Origin of the sequence: Streptomyces sp. 4N124 (genome assembly GCF_052245395.1) — a bacterium.
Taxonomy (GTDB): Bacteria; Actinomycetota; Actinomycetes; order Streptomycetales; family Streptomycetaceae; genus Streptomyces.
This window is the reverse complement of sequence record NZ_JBQQBS010000076.1, coordinates 25933-42122: the sequence shown is the minus strand read 5'-3', so window position 1 is coordinate 42122 and position 16190 is coordinate 25933. Positions and strand designations below refer to the sequence as shown.

Below are 16190 nucleotides of genomic sequence, written 5' to 3'. Positions count from 1 at the left end.
TGTCCAACCTGCTGATCACCCGGGCCGACATGGATCCCCGGCTCACCGACTGGCTGACCCGCACCGTGATCAACAGCCGCGACGGCATCGGCAACCACGTCCACTCGGCCCAGCTGGTCGACGTACGCACCGCGATCTACACCGACCCGCTGGCGCTGCATGAGGGCGCGCGGCGCTATTACCGGTCCGTCAAGCCGTAGGGCCGGCTGTCGGTCGAGCCGTGGGGCGTGAGGGCCACCAAGCGCTCCGCTGAGAGTGCCGCACCATGCCGCGCTATGCCGTCAGTCGCCTGCGGCACCGTCGTGGCTGGTCGCGCAGTTCCCCGCGCCCCTTCGGGGCGCTGCCGCACCGCAGTGGACTTCGCCGGGCCCCGCTTAGGACACCGGCTCCGACCTCGGCACCGTCACCGTCGCCGTCAGTCCCTGCGGCTCGTGATGGCCGAACGAGAGCGAGCCGCCTGCCGCCCCCAGCAGCGCACGCGTGATGGACAGGCCGAGGCCGGAGCCCTTGATGTTCTGGTGGCGGCCGCTGCGCCAGAAGCGGTCGCCGATGCGGGCCAGTTCCTCGTCGGTGAGTCCGGGGCCGTTGTCGGTGACGACGACGGTCGCGGTGTCGCCGTTGGCCGTGACGGTCACCTCCACCCGCTCGTCCTTCGGCGTGAACTTCACCGCGTTGTCGATCACCGCGTCCAGCGCGCTGGACAGGGTGACGGGGTCGACCCAGGCCGTGGTGGGCGGGCAGTCCCCCAGCAGCCGTACGCCCTTGGCCTCGGCGGTCGGCGACCAGGCCGCGACGCGCTCGGCGGTCAGCTCGCCGATGTCGGTGAGCCTGAGGTCCGCCTCGGCGTGCTCGGCCAGGGCGAGGTCGAGCAGGTCGTCCAGGACCTGGGCCAGCCGCTTGCCCTCGGCCTGGACGGAGGCGATCTCCTCATTGCCCTCGGGCAGCTCGAAGGCGAGGAGCTCGATACGCAGCAGCAGCGCCGCGAGCGGGTTGCGCAGCTGGTGCGAGGCGTCGGCGACGAAGGCGCGCTGCTGCTCCAGGACACCCTCGACGTTGTCCGCCATCTCGTTGAACGACCGGGCCAGCCTGCGGAGTTCCGGCGGGCCGCCCGCCGCCGCGACCCGGGATTTCAGGCTGCCGCTCGCAATCGCGTGGGTGGTGGAGTCCAGGACCCGCACCGGCCGGAGCACCCAACCGGTCAGTCTCAGCGCCGCGCCGACCGCCAGCAGCATCGCGGCGCTCTCGCCCGCGGCGATGATCAGCCAGCCGTGCAGGATCCGCGAACGCATCTGCCCGGTGGGCGAATCGGTGACGACGACGGCGACGACGTCTCCGTCTCTGATCACCGGCGACGCGACGACCAGCCGGTTGCGCTGCCAGGGCCACACCTGCCGCGGGTCGTGGCTGCGGCGGCTGAGCAGCGCCTCACCGAAGGCATCACGTACCTCACCCTTTTCCGGCTGGTCCCAACTAGTCGGCGCACTGGCCATGGGGGTGCCGTTGCGGTAGAAGACACCGGCACGAATGCCGTAGACCTCGTAGTAGCTGAGCAGCTCGCGCTTGAGGACCTCCTGGCGCTCGTCGACGACCGTGCTGCCGGTCCGCCCGCTGGGCGCGTCGGTGACGAACTGGGCGAGGGCGGCGAAGCGTGCCGTGTCGTCGATCCGGTCGACGACCACCTTCTGCTGCTGGGCTCCGGCCACGCTGACGGCGAGCGGGAAGCCGAGGGCGAGCAGCACGGCCGCCATCAGGACGATGAGCAGCGGGAGGAGACGAGTGCGCACCCTTGCCCGCTACGAGGTGGGGGCGACGAGCCGGTAGCCGACGCCGCGCACGGTCTCGATCAGGGCCGGCATGCGCAGCTTGGCGCGCAGGGACGCGACATGCACCTCCAGGGTGCGCCCGGTCCCCTCCCAGCTGGTGCGCCACACCTCGCTGATGATCTGCTCGCGCCGGAAGACCACCCCGGGGCGCTGGGCCAGCAGGGCGAGGAGGTCGAACTCCTTGCGGGTCAGTTGGACAACCGAACCGTCCACACTGACCCGTCGCGTGGGCAGGTCGATGTGCATCTGGCCCAGCTTCAGCACGCTCTCACCGCCGGCCGTGGCGTCCTCGTGGACGGTGCGCCGGCTGACGGCGTGGATACGGGCGAGCAGTTCTCCGGTGTCGTACGGCTTCACCACGTAGTCGTCGGCGCCCAGGTTGAGGCCGTGGATACGGGAGCGGACGTCGGAGCGCGCGGTGACCATGATCACCGGGATGCTGGTGCGCTTGCGGATCTTGCCGCACACCTCATAGCCGTCCTGGTCGGGCAGGCCCAGGTCGAGCAGTACGACACCGAAACCGGCGCCCTCGGGAACGAGCGCCTGGAGAGCCTCCTCGCCGCTGCGGGCGTGCGTCACGTCGAAGCCGTGCCTGGCCAGGACCGCGGACAGAGCAGCGGCGACGTGGTTGTCGTCCTCGACGAGGAGCAGTCTCATCCCGGCTCCCTTCAGTTCATCGGCCGTACGGTGACGGTGTGTAGAAAAACGCGGGCACGCGCGCGTGCGCACGTTGCAGTCACGCTGATGGATGAGGACGGCGTCAAGAGGGTTCCGGTTGCGCGGCGCATCCGTTACCCGGAAGAAACCCGCCCAGGTCACAACTGCTACGACAGGTGTCCGATTGCTATCGGATCGTGATGCTCAGATTCCCCTCAGATGTAGAGACGCAGGTCGCGTAGGGTTATTACTGTCCTCCGGAAACCGAGGAGGACGGAGCCTGAGTGCGATGACCAAAGTATCGGTGGCCAAGGAAGATGTGGCCGCAACCGGCGACCTGGTCGTCCTGAAGAGCGTCAACAAGCATTTCGGCGCGTTGCACGTACTCCAGGACATCGACCTGACGATCGCCCGCGGCGAAGTCGTCGTGGTCATCGGGCCCTCCGGGTCCGGGAAGTCCACCCTGTGCCGCGCCATCAACCGCCTCGAGACGATCGACTCCGGCGCGATCGCCATCGACGGCAAGCCGCTGCCCGCGGAGGGCAAGGAGCTCGCCCGACTGCGCGCCGACGTCGGAATGGTCTTCCAGTCCTTCAACCTCTTCGCGCACAAGACCGTGCTCGAGAACGTGATGCTGGGCCAGATCAAGGTCCGCAAGGCGGACAAGAAGAAGGCCGAGGAGAAGGCCCGCGCCCTGCTCGACCGGGTCGGGGTGGCCAACCAGGCCGACAAGTACCCCGCGCAGCTCTCCGGCGGCCAGCAACAGCGTGTCGCCATCGCACGCGCCCTCGCCATGGACCCCAAGGTCATGCTCTTCGACGAGCCGACGTCGGCTCTCGACCCGGAGATGATCAACGAGGTCCTCGAGGTCATGCAGCAACTCGCCCGCGACGGCATGACCATGATCGTCGTCACCCATGAGATGGGCTTCGCCCGTTCGGCCGCCAACCGGGTGGTCTTCATGTCCGACGGCAAAATCGTCGAAGAAGCTGTGCCGGACCAGTTCTTCAGCAACCCGCGCAGCGACCGTGCCAAGGACTTCCTGTCGAAGATCCTCCACCACTGACCCCCACCCGTCGCGCCTACGCGACGAGCTGCGTCACCCGCACCACACGGCATTCTCCTCATCACACCAAAGGGATGTTCACCATGAAGCTCCGCAAGGTCACCGCAGCGGCCGCGGCTGCGCTCGTCCTCTCCCTGACCGCGACGGCCTGTGGGGGCGACGACAAGGACAGCGACACCGGGTCGGGCTCCACCGACGGCGGCGGCACGATCAAGGTCGGCATCAAGTACGACCAGCCCGGTCTCGGCCTGAAGGAAGCCGGCGGCGACTTCTCCGGCTTCGACGTTGACGTGGCCACGTACGTGGCGAAGGAACTCGGCTACGCGCCCGACAAGATCGAGTTCGTCGAGACCAAGAGCGCCGACCGTGAGACCGCGCTGGCGCGCGGCGACGTGAAGTTCATCGCGGCCACCTACTCGATCACCGACGAGCGCAAGCAGAAGGTCGACTTCGCCGGCCCCTACCTGCTGGCCCACCAGGACCTGCTGACCAAGGCCGACTCGGACATCACCGAGGCCACCGACCTCAACGGCAAGAAGCTGTGCTCGGTGACCGGTTCGACCTCGGCGCAGAACGTCAAGGACGAGATCGCCCCCAAGGCCCAGCTGCGCTCGTACGGCACCTACTCGGAGTGCATCGCCGGTCTGCAGAGCGGCGCCGTGGACGCGGTGACCACCGACGACTCGATCCTCGCGGGCTTTGCGGCGCAGGAGCAGTACAAGGGCCAGTTCAAGCTCGCGGGCCTGAAGCTCAGCAACGAGAACTACGGCATCGGCGTCAAGAAGGGCGACACCGAGACGGTCAACAAGATCAACGCCGCTCTCGAGAAGATGGTCAGCGACGGCGCCTGGGAGACCGCGGTCAAGGAGAACTTCGGCCCGGCCAACTACAAGAACGAGCCTGCCCCGAAGATCGGCGACATCAAGAGCTGAAGCAGCGCCTGACAGGTGCGCCGCCCGGCGGGGCGGCGCACCCGGGCATCTCTACACCCGGAAGCGCGGGAGATCGTGTTCGATTTTCTTGAAGGTTACGACGTCCTAGGGGCGTTCTGGACGACGGTGCAACTCACCGTCCTCTCCGCCATCGGCTCGCTGATCTGGGGCACCCTGCTGGCGGCCATGCGGGTCAGTCCCGTCCCGCTCATGCGCGGGTTCGGCACCGCGTACGTGAACATCGTCCGGAACATCCCGCTGACGGTCATCATCGTCTTCACCTCACTCGGCCTCGCCGACATCTTCAGGGTGACGCTGGGCGCCGCCGACGACTTCGAGGCCCTGAGCTTCCGGCTGTCGATCCTCGGTTTCGTCGCCTACACCGCGGCCTTCGTCTGCGAGGCGATCCGCTCGGGCATCAACACCGTGCCCGTCGGACAGGCCGAGGCGGCCCGTGCCATCGGGCTGAGCTTCGCCCAGATCCTCTGGCTCATCGTGCTGCCCCAGGCCTTCCGTTCGGTGATCGGCCCACTGGCCAACGTGCTGATCGCGCTGACCAAGAACACCACCGTGGCAGCCTCGATCGGTGTGGCGGAGGCCGCCCTGCTGATGAAGGAAATGATCGAGAACGAGGCGCAGGTCGTGCTCATCGGCGTCGTCTTCGCATTCGGATTCGTGGTTCTGACCATGCCCACCGGCCTCTTCTTCGGCTGGCTGAGCAAGCGACTGGCGGTGAAGCGATGACCTCGGTCCTCTACGACGCTCCCGGCCCCCGGGCCAAGCGGCGCAACATCATTCTCTCGGTGGTGTTCTTCGCCCTCCTCGCCCTGCTCGCGTGGTGGATCTACAAGACGATGGACGACAAGGGCCAGCTGAAGTGGGCCCTGTGGGAGCCGTTCACCGAGTCCGAAGCCTGGACGACGTATCTGCTGCCCGGCCTCGCCAACACCCTGAAGGCCGCCGCACTCTCCATGGTCATCGCCCTGCCGCTGGGCGCGATCTTCGGCATCGCCCGTCTGTCCGACCACCGATGGGTGCGGATCACGGCCGGTGCGGTGGTTGAGTTCTTCCGGGCGATCCCGGTACTGCTGCTGATGCTGTTCGCCAATCAGTTCTACTCCAGCTACACGGACGTCAGCACCGAAGACCGTCCGCTGTACGCGGTCGTCACGGGTCTGGTGCTCTACAACGCCTCGGTCCTCGCCGAGATCGTCAAAGCCGGCATCCTCGCCCTGCCCAAGGGGCAGACGGAGGCGGCCCAGGCGATCGGGCTGCGCAAGGGCCAGACGATGACCAGCGTCCTGCTGCCGCAGGCCGTCACCGCGATGCTGCCGGCCATCGTCAGCCAGCTGGTCGTCATCGTGAAGGACACCGCACTGGGTGGCGTGATGATCGGCTTCACCGAGCTGCTCAACTCGCGCGGCACACTCGCGGCGTTCTACGCGACCGTCATCCCGAGCTTCATCGTGGTCGCGGCCATCTACATCATCCTGAACTTCATCCTGACCACCTTCGCGAGCTGGCTGGAGGGCAGGCTGCGGCGCAGCAAGCGGAGCACGGGCGCGGTGCTCGGCGGCGACGCCGTCGAGGACCTCAACGCGGCGGAGGTCGGCGGCTCCTACGGGACCGGCGCCGGCGGCGGCTTCGGGGGAGCCACCAACACCTGATCAACCGTCAAGTGGCACGACCGTACGGAGGGCAGTGGCATGATCGCCACTGCCCTCCGTCACTTGACGCAAGCACCGGCAATGGGTTGCATACGTTCTGTGATCGTGCACCCTGCTCCAACTTCCTGTTCACACACGTCCCTGAGGACACCGCTGCGGGCAGGGGGCGCCGCGCCGTGGACCCGGTGATCATCGTCGGGGCGGGGCCTGTCGGGCTCACGCTCGCACTCGCGCTGGCGCGTCAGGAAGTGCCGTCCGTGGTCCTCGACGAGGGCCCGGGCAAGGACGAACCGCGTCCCGCACGCACCGTCGTGCTGCGCGAGGACACCGCCGCCCTCGTGGAGCGCCTCACCGGCGTCCCGTCGGCCGAGGCCGGCTGCCGCTGGGCCGGATGGCGGTCGATGCGCCGCAAGCAGGTGATGCGGGCGGTCACCTTCGACGAGACCGAGACCGGGCTGGCCGCCCCGCTGCACCTCGCACAGCACGTGCTGACGGCCTCCCTGCGCGCGGCCGTCACCGGCGAACGGCTCGTCAACATCGCGACGGACAGCCGCCTCGACACCATCGAGCAGGAACCTTCAGGCGTCACCGCCCACACCCGCGGCCCCAAGGGAACGTGGTGGCGCGGCAGTTATCTGGTCGGCTGCGACGGCCCGCGCTCGACCGTGCGCAAGCTCCAGGACATCCGCTTTCCCGGCCGTACGGCGGTGGAGCGACACGCCGTGGCCGCGCTGCGTGCGGAACTTCCGTGGCCCGACGAAGCGTTGCTCCATCGGATGCCGCCGTGGCGGACATCGGGACCCTCGGGCGGGGAGGTGACCGGACGCCCGCTGCCGGACGGTGTCTGGCGGCTGGACTGGCTGCTGCCGCCCGGCAAGGACCTGGTCACGCCGGAGCTGCTGGTGTCCCGCGTCCGGGAGACGCTCGCGGGCTGGACGGGCGGTTCGACACCGCCGTACGAGCTGCTGGACACCGGAGTCCACATCGTCCACCACCGCCTGGCCCGGCGGTGGCGAGCGGGCCGGGTCTTTCTCGCGGGGGACGCCGCCCATCTGCTCGGCGCCCTGGGCACACAGGGGCTGGACGAGGGGCTGAGGGACGCCGACAACCTCGCCTGGAAGCTGGCGCTGGCCTGGCACCACGGGCCGCACGAGGCACTGCTCGACAGCTACCAGGCCGAGCGGCGCGGCATCGTCGCCGCCCGGCTGCGCGCCGCCGACCAGGCCCTGCCGCTGGTGCGCGGGGGCGGAGGGCTGCGGTCGTACGTCCCCGGATCGGCCCGGGGCCATGACGCCCTGCTCACCGACGGCCATCTGGGGCAGGGAGCACTGGGTGCGACGGGGTCGTACGACCGTTCACCGCTCGCGCCCCGGCCTCTCGAGGGCGAGACCGTCGTGGACACACTGCCCGGGGCACAGGTCACCGACGTCCGGGTCACCGCGGAGGACGGCTCCTTCGTACGGCTGCGGGACCGGCTCGGCCGCGGCGCGCTGCTCGTCGTGCTGGTCGCGCCGGGCACGGGCGTGTGGGAGCGGCGGCACTGGGTGACCGCCGGGATCATGCCCCGGCTGGCGGCAGCGGTGACGGCGCTGCCACACCCGGCCGAGCTACTGGTCACGGAGAGCTACCCGGGGGCGCCGGCCCACACGGTGCTGCTGGTGCGGCCCGACGGACACCTGGTCACCGCCCTGAACGGCGTGCGCCCGGCCGACCTGTACACAGCGGCCGAGGCGACACTGGGCGGGCCGGTACAGGCGAGGGCGGGGGCAGAGGCAGAGGCGGAGGCCACGGCGGGGTCGCGCTGAGCGGCACCCGTCGTCATCCGATCCGGTCCACATGGTGAGCGGCACCCAACCCTCGTCCGGTCCACATAGTGACGGTGAGTTGACCGGTCCACACCGACATGGTGTACTCCGCATCGTGATCGACACGTGTGTGCACCTGTGGCGGAGGGTCCATATGGACCTCGTCCGCTATGCGGGCTGCATGTGTAGCCGGTCCTGCTGAATTCGCATCCCTCTTCACCCGCGCGCGCCGCCGAAGTGCAGCCGCGGGCCTCCGCGAACGCTCATCAGGACGGTGTACGTGTCTGTCTCCCCCTCTCCCTCCAGCTCTGCCCCTGTCTCGGCGCCTACCGCGCCCACCCAGGCGGACCTTCTCGATTTTGTACGGCGTACGGCGGCCGACGCCGAGTTGATCGCCTCGCTTCCGCTCGACCCCGAAGGCCGCACCTGGGTGCGTCTGGAGGGGCCCGGCGGCAGTGAGGCATGGCTGATCGGCTGGCCGCCCGGCTCGGGCACCGGCTGGCACGACCACGCCGACTCGGTCGGTGCCTTCCTGACCGCCGCCGGCGAGCTCAAGGAGAATTCGCTCGCCGCCCGGCTGCCCACCGACGGCTGGAAGACCCTGGAACTCAGCGAGGACGTGGACCGGGAGCGCCGACTGCCGGCCGGCCGGGGCCGCTCCTTCGGCCACCACCACGTCCACGAGGTCCTCAACGAGTCGCCGGACCGGCACGCCATCTCCGTCCACGCCTACTACCCGCCCCTGCCACAGATCCGCCGCTACAGCCGCACCGGGCCGATCCTGCGCCTGGAGCAGGTCGAGCGCCCGGAGGACTGGCAGTGAGCGGCAGCAGCAGTACGAGTGAACGGCCGGTCGGCATCGACGAGTTGCTGGAGCAGGTCCGCGAGAGCTACGACCGCATCGAGCCGCAGGATGCCTACGACGCCGTTCAGGCCGGTGAGGCGCTGCTGGTGGACATCCGGTACTCGGCCCTGCGCGAGCGGGACGGCCTGATTCCGGGCGCGCTGGTCGTCGAACGCAACGAACTGGAATGGCGCCTCGACCCCCAGGGCAGCCACCGCGCACCCGAGGCCACGAGCCACGACCTGCGCGTGGTCGTGGTGTGCAACGAGGGATACGCCTCCAGTCTGGCGGTCGCATCCCTGCATCAGCTGGGGTTGCGGCGGGCCACTGATCTGGTGGGCGGCTTCCAGGCTTGGAAGGCGGCGGGGCTTCCAGTCACGTCGTAGGGCTTGGCTGTTCCGTCCCGGCGGAGGCCCCGCGGAGCGGGTCCGGCCCTGGGCGCGATGGGCGCCCCCGCGCGTCCACCGTGTCCGGGGCCGACCGACATGTCAGGTCTCCTCCGTGAAACCGCACCCCTTCAGAACCCCTCATCGCCGAGGAACTCCGTGTCCTCGCCCTCCTCTTCGAGCGCCTGCCGGACCACCCGCAGGGCCATGCCCTCGGGGTAGCCCTTGCGGGCGAGCATGCCCGCGAGGCGGCGGAGTCGCTTGTCGCGGTCGAGGCGGCGGGTGGCGCGCAGTTTGCGGGCGACGAGTTCGCGTGCGGTCGCTTCTTCCTGCTCGGAGTCGAGCTGCGACACGGCCGCGTCGATCAGCGTGGAGTCGACGCCCTTGGTCCGCAGTTCCTGGGCAAGAGCGCGCCGGGCCAGGCCCCTGCCGTGGTGCCGGGACTCCACCCAGGCGTCCGCGAACGCACTGTCGTTGATCAGCCCGACCTCCTCGAACCGCGACAGCACCTCCTCGGCGGCATCGTCTGGGATCTCGCGCTTGCGCAGGGCGTCCGCGAGTTGCTTTCGCGTGCGCGGGGTCCCGGTGAGCAGGCGCAGACAGATCGCCCGCGCCCGCTCCACCGGGTCCCCTGAAGGTTCCTCCCGCTCGGCCCTCGACGAGGAGGAGGCGCCTTCGTCCTCACCGGACGGCTCCACGCGGCCACGCCGTCGGCGCCCCCGCCCACTGCCCCCGGCGCGAGTTCCGCCGCCCGTGTCGCGGACCCCGCCATCCGCGTCCCGAGCCCCACTGCCCGCGTCACGAGTCCCGGCGCCCGCGCGACGAGACCGGCCACGGCGGTGTGAACCGCCCGCCGAACCCGCGCCGGGCACCGCACCACCGTCCGGCGGCCCTCCCCCGTCCAGCCACGCCGCACCGTCCGGCTCGGCGCCGTACTCCCCGCCCATGCCGTACCGCTCCGCATGGTCGTACAGCACGGCCGCGTCGCGGTCACCGCGGTCGTCCGCCGCGGCAGAGCCCCCGTCATCCGGTCTCTGCCGCTCACGCGGAGCGTCCGGGTAGACGTACTCGGCCCAGTCGGTTCGTCGTGTCACGGCGTCAGCTCTTGGCGGTCGCGGCCTTGGTCTTGGCGACCTTGGCGGCAGCCGGCGCGGGCACCGTCTTCGCGGCGTCGCCAGCGGTGGCGGAGACCGCGGCGTCCGCGCCCGGTTCGGCGGCCGGCTCCTCCGGTCGTACGCCGACGCCCAGCTTCTCCTTGATCTTCTTCTCGATCTCGTTGGCCAGGTCGGGGTTGTCCTTGAGGAAGTTGCGCGCGTTCTCCTTGCCCTGGCCGAGTTGGTCGCCCTCGTACGTGTACCAGGCGCCGGCCTTGCGGACGAAGCCGTTCTCCACGCCCATGTCGATCAGGCCGCCCTCGCGGCTGATGCCCTGGCCGTAGAGGATGTCGAACTCGGCCTGCTTGAAGGGCGGCGCGACCTTGTTCTTGACGACCTTGACGCGAGTGCGGTTGCCGACCGCGTCGGTGCCGTCCTTCAGGGTCTCGATCCGGCGGATGTCGAGCCGCACCGAGGCGTAGAACTTCAGCGCCCGGCCACCGGTCGTGGTCTCCGGCGAGCCGAACATCACGCCGATCTTCTCGCGGAGCTGGTTGATGAAGATCGCGGTGGTCTTCGACTGGTTGAGCGCACTGGTGATCTTCCGCAGCGCCTGGCTCATCAGACGGGCCTGCAGACCGACGTGGCTGTCGCCCATCTCGCCCTCGATCTCCGCGCGCGGGACGAGCGCGGCGACGGAGTCGATGACGATCAGGTCGAGGGCACCGGAGCGGACCAGCATGTCCACGATCTCCAGCGCCTGCTCGCCGTTGTCCGGCTGGGAGAGGATCAGGTTGTCGATGTCGACGCCGAGCTTCTTGGCGTACTCGGGGTCGAGGGCGTGCTCCGCGTCCACGAAGGCGACCTGGCCGCCCGCCTTTTGAGCGTTCGCCACCGCGTGCAGGGTCAGCGTGGTCTTACCGGAGGACTCCGGTCCGTACACCTCCACCACGCGGCCGCGCGGCAGGCCGCCGACGCCGAGGGCGACGTCGAGCGCGGTCGACCCGGTGGGGATGACCTCGATGGGCTCGTTCGGCCGCTCGCCCAGGCGCATGACCGCGCCCTTGCCGAACTGCCGTTCAATCTGTGCGAGCGCGGCGTCCAGTGCCTTCTCGCGGTCGGTACCTGCCATGGGTTCCACCCGGTTTGCTTGAGTCGATCGCTTCACGTCAAAGACGCTAACGCCTGCCACTGACAATGCGCCCCGACGCCCGTCCGGCCTGTGGATAACTCGGGCACTTCTCCATCCAAACCCGATGGAAATCCCCGTCGAGAGCCTCGCCGGAGCTTCCATAAGAATGGATGTTCGATTTTCGTGTCAAGCGCACCATGCGACACCTCCGAGCCTACGTTCACGGCCCGACAACGCCGCGAATACGCCGGATCCGCCCGGGAATCAGCGCTCCGTCGGGGAGTCAGCGCCCGTCCGGGGCCTGCCCGCCCACAGCTCACGCGCCCGCATGAACAGGCCGGGCCCGGACTCCCCTCTCCGATGCCCATGGACACGGGGGTCGTCCGTGACGTCGTACCGCTTCACGTAGGCCCCGAGGAACGCCTGCAGCGTGGCGACCGCCGGGATGGCGATCAGCGCGCCGACGGCACCGAGGAGGGCGGTGCCGGCGACGACCGAGCCGAAGGCGACCGCGGGGTGGATGTCCACGGTCTTCGAAGTCAGTTTGGGCTGCAGCATGTAGTTCTCGAACTGCTGGTAGATCACGACGAAGATCAGCACCCACAGCGCGTACCAGGGCTCGACCGTGAAGGCGATCAGCATCGGCAGGGCGCCCGCGAGATAGGTGCCGATGGTGGGGATGAACTGCGAGACCAGACCCACCCACACGGCGAGCACGGGCGCGTTCGGCACGTCCAGTATCTGGAGCAGGATGTAGTGCGCGACTCCGGAGATGAGCGCCATCAGGCCACGTGAGTACAGATAGCCACCGGTCTTGTTGACGGCGATCTCCCACGCGCGCAGCACCTCGGCCTGCCGGGCGGGCGGCAGCACCGAGCAGATCGCGCGCCGCAGCCGGGGGCCGTCCGCGGCGAAGTAGAACGAGAACAGCGCGATCGTCAGCAGCTGGAACAGGCCTCCCAGGACCTGGGTGGAGACATCCAGGACGCCGGTGGCGCTGTTCTGCACGTAGCTGCGCAGCCAGTCGGAACGGAGCAGGCCCTCCTGGACGTCCACCCGCTTCAGATCGGTGTGAAAGTGCGTGTTGACCCAGTTGATCACGGAGTCGAGGTAGTTCGGGAAGTCCTCGACGATCTTGATGATCTGCTCCGCGAGCATCGAGCCGAGCAGCGTGACGAAGCCCGCGGCCGCGATCGTCACGGTGAAGAAGACGAGGAAGGTGGCCAGTCCCCTGCGCATCCCGCGCGCGGCCATCCAGCTCACCGCGGGCTCGATGGCCAGGGCCAGGAAGAACGCGATGAGGATGTTGATCAGCAGGCCGGTGAGCTCATGGAAGGCCCAACTGCCCAGCTGGAACACGGCGAAGAGGGTGAGCGCGAGCACCATGGCGCGCGGCAGCCAGCGCGGCATGCGGGCGTTCGACCCGGCGCCGTCGGCCGGGGGCCGGGTGGGCGGCGTCGTGCCGAGCGGGGATGCCTGCGGGGTGACCTGGCCGGTCTCGTCAGTGCGTGCCACGGAGCAAGTCTCGCCCACGGAACCGACAATCGGACCCCGTCCTGCGATCTTCGTGACCTGTCAGCGCTTGTCCTGTGGCACGTTCATGACCGCGCAAACCACGCGCCATACGTCCTTGGCCTCCCAGCCGGCATCGAGCGCCCCGTACACCGTGCGCCCGTCCAGCTCCGCCATCACGTGGTCGCGCGCGAACGTATCGGCGTATCCCTGACCGAAGTGGTCAGCCATCCGCTGCCAGAAGACCGTCAACCGCATGACTCCAGTATCCCGCCCCTGAGAGTGGGCCTCGGCCGGGAGCCCTCGCCGGGACCACGTTGCGCCCTACGGTCTGTCGCATGGCCGAATCCGGAGCTTCCCCACTCCCCCCGACGCCCCCGGCGCACTCCCCGCTCTTCCGCGCCGAGCAGTTCGTCTGGCTCACCGCGCGCGTGCTGGAACAGCGCCTGTTCGCCCACCACTTCCTGCACGGCGGCCCCGACCCCGTGGAGACCGCGCTCGACGCCTACCGCAACGAGGACGGCGGGTACGGGCATGCGCTGGAACCCGATCTGCGCGGCCCCGTGAGCCAGCCCCTGCACACCGGTCACGCCCTGCGCGTGCTGGACTCCATCGGACGCTGCGCCGGGCAGCGGGTGGAGCGCGTGTGCCGCTATCTGACGTCCGTCTCCACTCCGGACGGCGCACTGCCGTCCGTCCATCCCGCCCAGCGCGGCTACCCCACCGCTCCCTTCGTGCCGATCGTCGACGACCCACCCAGCGAACTCCTGGCCACCGGACCGGTGGTCGGCCTGCTGCACCGCAACGAGGTGTGGCACGCCTGGCTGTTCCGGGCCACGGACTTCTGCTGGCACACGATCGAGTCCCTGAAGCAGTCCCATCCGTACGAGATCGAGGCGGCCGTGGCCTTCCTGGACTCCGCGCCCGACCGCCCGCGCGCGGAGGCGGCCGCCGACCGTCTCGGCCGTCTGGTGCGCGAGCACCGGCTCGCGGCACTGGACCCCGAGCACGTCGACGCCTTCCCCGTCGCGCCCGGCTACGCCCCGGGCGAGCACCACTTCCCGTACGACTACGCCAGGACGCCGAGTTCGCTCGCGCGCGCGTGGTTCACGGACGAGGAGATGGAACGCTCCCTGGACCACCTGGCGAACCGGCAACAGGAGGACGGCGGCTGGCCGATCACCTGGCGCCAGTGGGCACCGGGCACCGCACTGGAGGCACGCCCCATGGTGACGATCGAAGCGCTGCGCACCCTCAGGGCGTACGGCCGGACCATCGGCTGAGCCCGGTCACCCGCCCAGGGCGCGCACCCCGGCCGTCACCACCACGGCCGCCGCGACGACCAACAGGAACGGAGCGCGCAGCACCAGCGCGACAGCGGCTGCGGCGAGACCGGCGGCTCTGGCGTCCAGTACCAGAGCACGGCCGTCGGCGAAGGTCTGCTGGGCCGTGAGGGCGGCGAGGAGGGCGACGGGCAACAGGGCTGCCAGGCGCCTGACGAGCGGCCTCTCAAGGGCACCCGCGGGCACGAGCAGTCCGGCGAGCTTGACGGCGTAGCAGCCGACGGCGGTCGCGGCGATCGCGATCCAGATGGTCAACGGGTCTCCTCTTCCGCCTCGTCGCGTACGGTGCCCCTGCGCCGCCCCTCCAGGAAGAGCACCACCGGTGCCGCGAGCGCGGCAGCCAGGACCGGCACTCCGGCGGGCAGGACGGGCAGTAGGCCAAGGCCCAGGAGGACGGCGAGAGCGGCCACGGCCCGCTCGGTGGTGGACTTCAGCATCGGCGCGAGCAGTGCCAGGAAGACGGCCGGCCCTGCCGCGTCGATCCCCCACGCGTCCGTGTCGCCGATGGCCTCGGCCCCCAGCGCGCCGAGCAGTGTGGTGAGGTTCCACAGCACATACAGGGTCAGTCCGGTGACGGCGAAGCCGATACGGGCGCCGCGCCGCATCGGCTGCGCGAGCGCCACGGCCGCCGTCTCGTCGATGACCCACTGGGCGGCGAACGGCCGCACCGCGCGCGGGAGGGCCAGCAACTGCGACAGCCGCAGCCCGTAGAAGGCGTTGCGCACGCCGAGGAAGAAGGCACCCGCGGCTGCCGTGAGCGGGTTGCCGCCCGCCGCCAGCGCCCCCACCAGCGCGAACTGGGACGCACCGGTGAACACCAGAAGGCTCAGCGCACAGGTCTGCAGGAGCGTGAGCCCGCTGCCGGCCGAGGTCACCCCGAAGGCGAACCCGGACAGTCCTACGGCGACCCCGACTCCGAGGGCATCGCGGACGACGGCGGCGTCGGCCCTGTCTTCTGCTCCGGCGCGTATCTCCGGGAGAGCTGTCTGGTCTGCCACGCCTGGGACAGTAGGTGCGGCCCCTGCTGGGCGTCTTGTACGTTCTTGCGCTCACGCCGATACGCCCCCGGAGGGACCCCCACGATCCGGCTGAAGTGGCGGTTCAGGTGGGGCTGATCGGTGAACCCCACCGCCGCGGCCACCTCGGCGGGCGTCGAACCCGCGTCCAGCAGGCGCCGCGCCCGCCGCACGCGCGCGTCGGTCAGCCAGGCATGTGGCGGCATCCCGTAGACGTCCCGGAAGGCCCGAAGCAGCGCGAAGGGACTGGTTCCGAACTCGGCCGCCAGCCGCTCCAGGGTCGGCGGCTCGGCCATCCGCTCCTCCAGCACGGCACGCGCGCGTGCCGCGATCCGCGCGCCTGCCGTCCGCGGTTCTCGCCGCGGCAGCGGCCCACCGTTCAGCCTCAGCAGCCGGGTCACCGCGACCCTCAGCAGGGTGTCGGCGGCCAGCGCGTTGCCCTCGTCGGCGGCTCGGAGCACCTGATGCACCAGGCTCACGGTGTACGGATCGTCGATCACGGGGCTGAGGAAGCCGGGGGTACCGCGGATCGTCGTGGTCTCCGCGGCGATCTCGGCCACGACCTCCGGCGAAGGATAGACGGCGCCGTACCGCCATCCCTCGGGCACGCCCGCGCGGCCCGTGTGCGCGGTGTCCGGGTTGACCAGCGCGAGCGCTCCGGGGCCCGCGTGCTCGTCGGCACCGCGGTGGTGGAACACCTCCACGCCCTCGGCTATGGCGGCGATGACGAAGTTCTCGTGCGTGTGCCGCACGAAGGTCTTGCGGATGTACCGGGCCCGCAGCAGATCGACACCGGGCAGCTCCGCGTACTGCCAGTGCCGCGCTCGCTCACCCGAACCGGCCATGCCCCCATTCTCACCACGCCCCCGCCCAGCCCGCTGCCGGATATGTCGTCGCAGGTCAGAGCGATTGT

At 69.9% G+C, this 16190-nt stretch carries 19 protein-coding genes; 10 read left to right on the top strand and 9 right to left on the bottom strand.

Annotated features, from left to right (window positions below):
• Positions 1-200: TAXI family TRAP transporter solute-binding subunit (locus ACTWQO_RS43370; protein WP_443242884.1), on the top strand; the 200-nt coding region annotated here is incomplete at its 5' end.
• A gap of 174 nt (positions 201-374) precedes the next feature.
• Here ACTWQO_RS43370 and ACTWQO_RS43365 read toward each other — a convergent pair.
• Both ACTWQO_RS43365 and ACTWQO_RS43360 read right to left on the bottom strand, forming a co-directional pair.
• Positions 375-1784: an ATP-binding protein gene (locus ACTWQO_RS43365; protein ID WP_443242883.1), complete on the bottom strand. Its 1410-nt coding sequence runs from the start codon at positions 1782-1784 to the stop codon at positions 375-377.
• 9 nt (positions 1785-1793) lie between these two features.
• Positions 1794-2480: a response regulator transcription factor gene (locus tag ACTWQO_RS43360; RefSeq protein ID WP_443242882.1), complete on the bottom strand. Its 687-nt coding sequence runs from the start codon at positions 2478-2480 to the stop codon at positions 1794-1796.
• 289 nt (positions 2481-2769) lie between these two features.
• On the opposite strand from ACTWQO_RS43360, the gene ACTWQO_RS43355 reads away from it, so the two are divergent.
• The 8 genes from ACTWQO_RS43355 (at position 2770) to ACTWQO_RS43320 (ending at position 9180) form a co-directional block, all read left to right on the top strand.
• Positions 2770-3546: an amino acid ABC transporter ATP-binding protein gene (locus ACTWQO_RS43355; protein WP_210576832.1), complete on the top strand. Its 777-nt coding sequence runs from the start codon at positions 2770-2772 to the stop codon at positions 3544-3546.
• Positions 3547-3629: 83 nt separating this feature from the next.
• Positions 3630-4478 carry a glutamate ABC transporter substrate-binding protein gene (locus ACTWQO_RS43350; protein WP_443242881.1) on the top strand — a complete coding sequence of 283 codons (849 nt, stop codon included), beginning with the start codon at positions 3630-3632 and terminating at the stop codon, positions 4476-4478.
• A 75-nt stretch (positions 4479-4553) separates the two neighbouring features.
• The gene (locus ACTWQO_RS43345; RefSeq protein ID WP_443242880.1) at positions 4554-5222 is read left to right on the top strand and encodes an amino acid ABC transporter permease; all 669 of its coding nucleotides are present in this window, start codon (positions 4554-4556) and stop codon (positions 5220-5222) included.
• Positions 5219-6145: an amino acid ABC transporter permease gene (locus tag ACTWQO_RS43340; protein ID WP_443242879.1), complete on the top strand. Its 927-nt coding sequence runs from the start codon at positions 5219-5221 to the stop codon at positions 6143-6145. The genes ACTWQO_RS43345 and ACTWQO_RS43340 overlap by 4 nt, the downstream gene beginning before the upstream one ends.
• 176 nt (positions 6146-6321) lie before the next feature.
• The gene (locus ACTWQO_RS43335; protein WP_443242878.1) at positions 6322-7950 is read left to right on the top strand and encodes an FAD-dependent monooxygenase; all 1629 of its coding nucleotides are present in this window, start codon (positions 6322-6324) and stop codon (positions 7948-7950) included.
• A 31-nt stretch (positions 7951-7981) separates the two neighbouring features.
• Entirely contained in the window at positions 7982-8152 is a 171-nt protein-coding gene (locus tag ACTWQO_RS43330) for a putative leader peptide (RefSeq protein WP_443242877.1), read from the top strand.
• A gap of 78 nt (positions 8153-8230) precedes the next feature.
• On the top strand, positions 8231-8773 hold the full coding sequence (locus tag ACTWQO_RS43325; RefSeq protein ID WP_443242876.1) for a cysteine dioxygenase: 543 nt from the start codon (positions 8231-8233) through the stop codon (positions 8771-8773).
• Positions 8770-9180, top strand: a complete 411-nt coding sequence (locus ACTWQO_RS43320; protein ID WP_443242875.1) for a rhodanese-like domain-containing protein — start codon at positions 8770-8772, stop codon at positions 9178-9180. The genes ACTWQO_RS43325 and ACTWQO_RS43320 overlap by 4 nt, the downstream gene beginning before the upstream one ends.
• Positions 9181-9311: 131 nt before the next feature.
• Here ACTWQO_RS43320 and recX read toward each other — a convergent pair whose 3' ends face one another.
• From recX to ACTWQO_RS43300, 4 genes are all read right to left on the bottom strand, one after another.
• Positions 9312-10274, bottom strand: coding sequence for a recombination regulator RecX (gene recX, locus ACTWQO_RS43315; RefSeq protein WP_443242874.1), 963 nt, complete (start codon positions 10272-10274; stop codon positions 9312-9314).
• Between the two features lie 4 nt (positions 10275-10278).
• Positions 10279-11406 (bottom strand): recombinase RecA, encoded by a 1128-nt coding sequence (gene recA / locus ACTWQO_RS43310; RefSeq protein WP_443242873.1) that lies wholly within the window; start codon positions 11404-11406, stop codon positions 10279-10281.
• A 264-nt stretch (positions 11407-11670) separates the two neighbouring features.
• Positions 11671-12921 carry an AI-2E family transporter gene (locus tag ACTWQO_RS43305; RefSeq protein WP_443242872.1) on the bottom strand — a complete coding sequence of 417 codons (1251 nt, stop codon included), beginning with the start codon at positions 12919-12921 and terminating at the stop codon, positions 11671-11673.
• Between the two features lie 60 nt (positions 12922-12981).
• Positions 12982-13176, bottom strand: a complete 195-nt coding sequence (locus ACTWQO_RS43300) for a DUF3046 domain-containing protein (RefSeq protein WP_443242871.1) — start codon at positions 13174-13176, stop codon at positions 12982-12984.
• Between the two features lie 80 nt (positions 13177-13256).
• Between ACTWQO_RS43300 and ACTWQO_RS43295 the strand changes: the two genes are divergently transcribed.
• Positions 13257-14201, top strand: a complete 945-nt coding sequence (locus ACTWQO_RS43295) for a hypothetical protein (RefSeq protein ID WP_443242870.1) — start codon at positions 13257-13259, stop codon at positions 14199-14201.
• Positions 14202-14207: 6 nt separating this feature from the next.
• Here ACTWQO_RS43295 and ACTWQO_RS43290 read toward each other — a convergent pair whose 3' ends face one another.
• The 3 genes from ACTWQO_RS43290 to ACTWQO_RS43280 are packed head-to-tail and all read right to left on the bottom strand — an operon-like array spanning position 14208 to position 16122.
• A complete protein-coding gene (locus ACTWQO_RS43290; RefSeq protein ID WP_443242869.1) occupies positions 14208-14516 on the bottom strand; it encodes an AzlD domain-containing protein in 309 nt (102 codons plus the stop codon).
• Positions 14513-15259 carry an AzlC family ABC transporter permease gene (locus ACTWQO_RS43285; protein ID WP_443242868.1) on the bottom strand — a complete coding sequence of 249 codons (747 nt, stop codon included), beginning with the start codon at positions 15257-15259 and terminating at the stop codon, positions 14513-14515. The genes ACTWQO_RS43290 and ACTWQO_RS43285 overlap by 4 nt, the downstream gene beginning before the upstream one ends.
• A complete protein-coding gene (locus ACTWQO_RS43280; protein ID WP_443242867.1) occupies positions 15160-16122 on the bottom strand; it encodes an AraC family transcriptional regulator in 963 nt (320 codons plus the stop codon). The genes ACTWQO_RS43285 and ACTWQO_RS43280 overlap by 100 nt, the downstream gene beginning before the upstream one ends.
• Between the last annotated feature and the right edge of the window lie 68 nt (positions 16123-16190).

Bases quoted from the DNA above. Each gene is read 5' to 3' on its own strand.
- recA (WP_443242873.1), bottom strand. From the start codon at position 11,406: ATGGCAGGTACCGACCGCGAGAAGGCACTGGACGCCGCGCTCGCACAG.
- ACTWQO_RS43300 (WP_443242871.1), bottom strand. From the start codon at position 13,176: ATGCGGTTGACGGTCTTCTGGCAGCGGATGGCTGACCACTTCGGTCAG.
- ACTWQO_RS43360 (WP_443242882.1), bottom strand. From the start codon at position 2,480: ATGAGACTGCTCCTCGTCGAGGACGACAACCACGTCGCCGCTGCTCTG.
- ACTWQO_RS43330 (WP_443242877.1), top strand. From the start codon at position 7,982: ATGGTGAGCGGCACCCAACCCTCGTCCGGTCCACATAGTGACGGTGAG.
- ACTWQO_RS43340 (WP_443242879.1), top strand. From the start codon at position 5,219: ATGACCTCGGTCCTCTACGACGCTCCCGGCCCCCGGGCCAAGCGGCGC.
- ACTWQO_RS43355 (WP_210576832.1), top strand. From the start codon at position 2,770: ATGACCAAAGTATCGGTGGCCAAGGAAGATGTGGCCGCAACCGGCGAC.
- ACTWQO_RS43350 (WP_443242881.1), top strand. From the start codon at position 3,630: ATGAAGCTCCGCAAGGTCACCGCAGCGGCCGCGGCTGCGCTCGTCCTC.
- ACTWQO_RS43280 (WP_443242867.1), bottom strand. From the start codon at position 16,122: ATGGCCGGTTCGGGTGAGCGAGCGCGGCACTGGCAGTACGCGGAGCTG.
- ACTWQO_RS43295 (WP_443242870.1), top strand. From the start codon at position 13,257: ATGGCCGAATCCGGAGCTTCCCCACTCCCCCCGACGCCCCCGGCGCAC.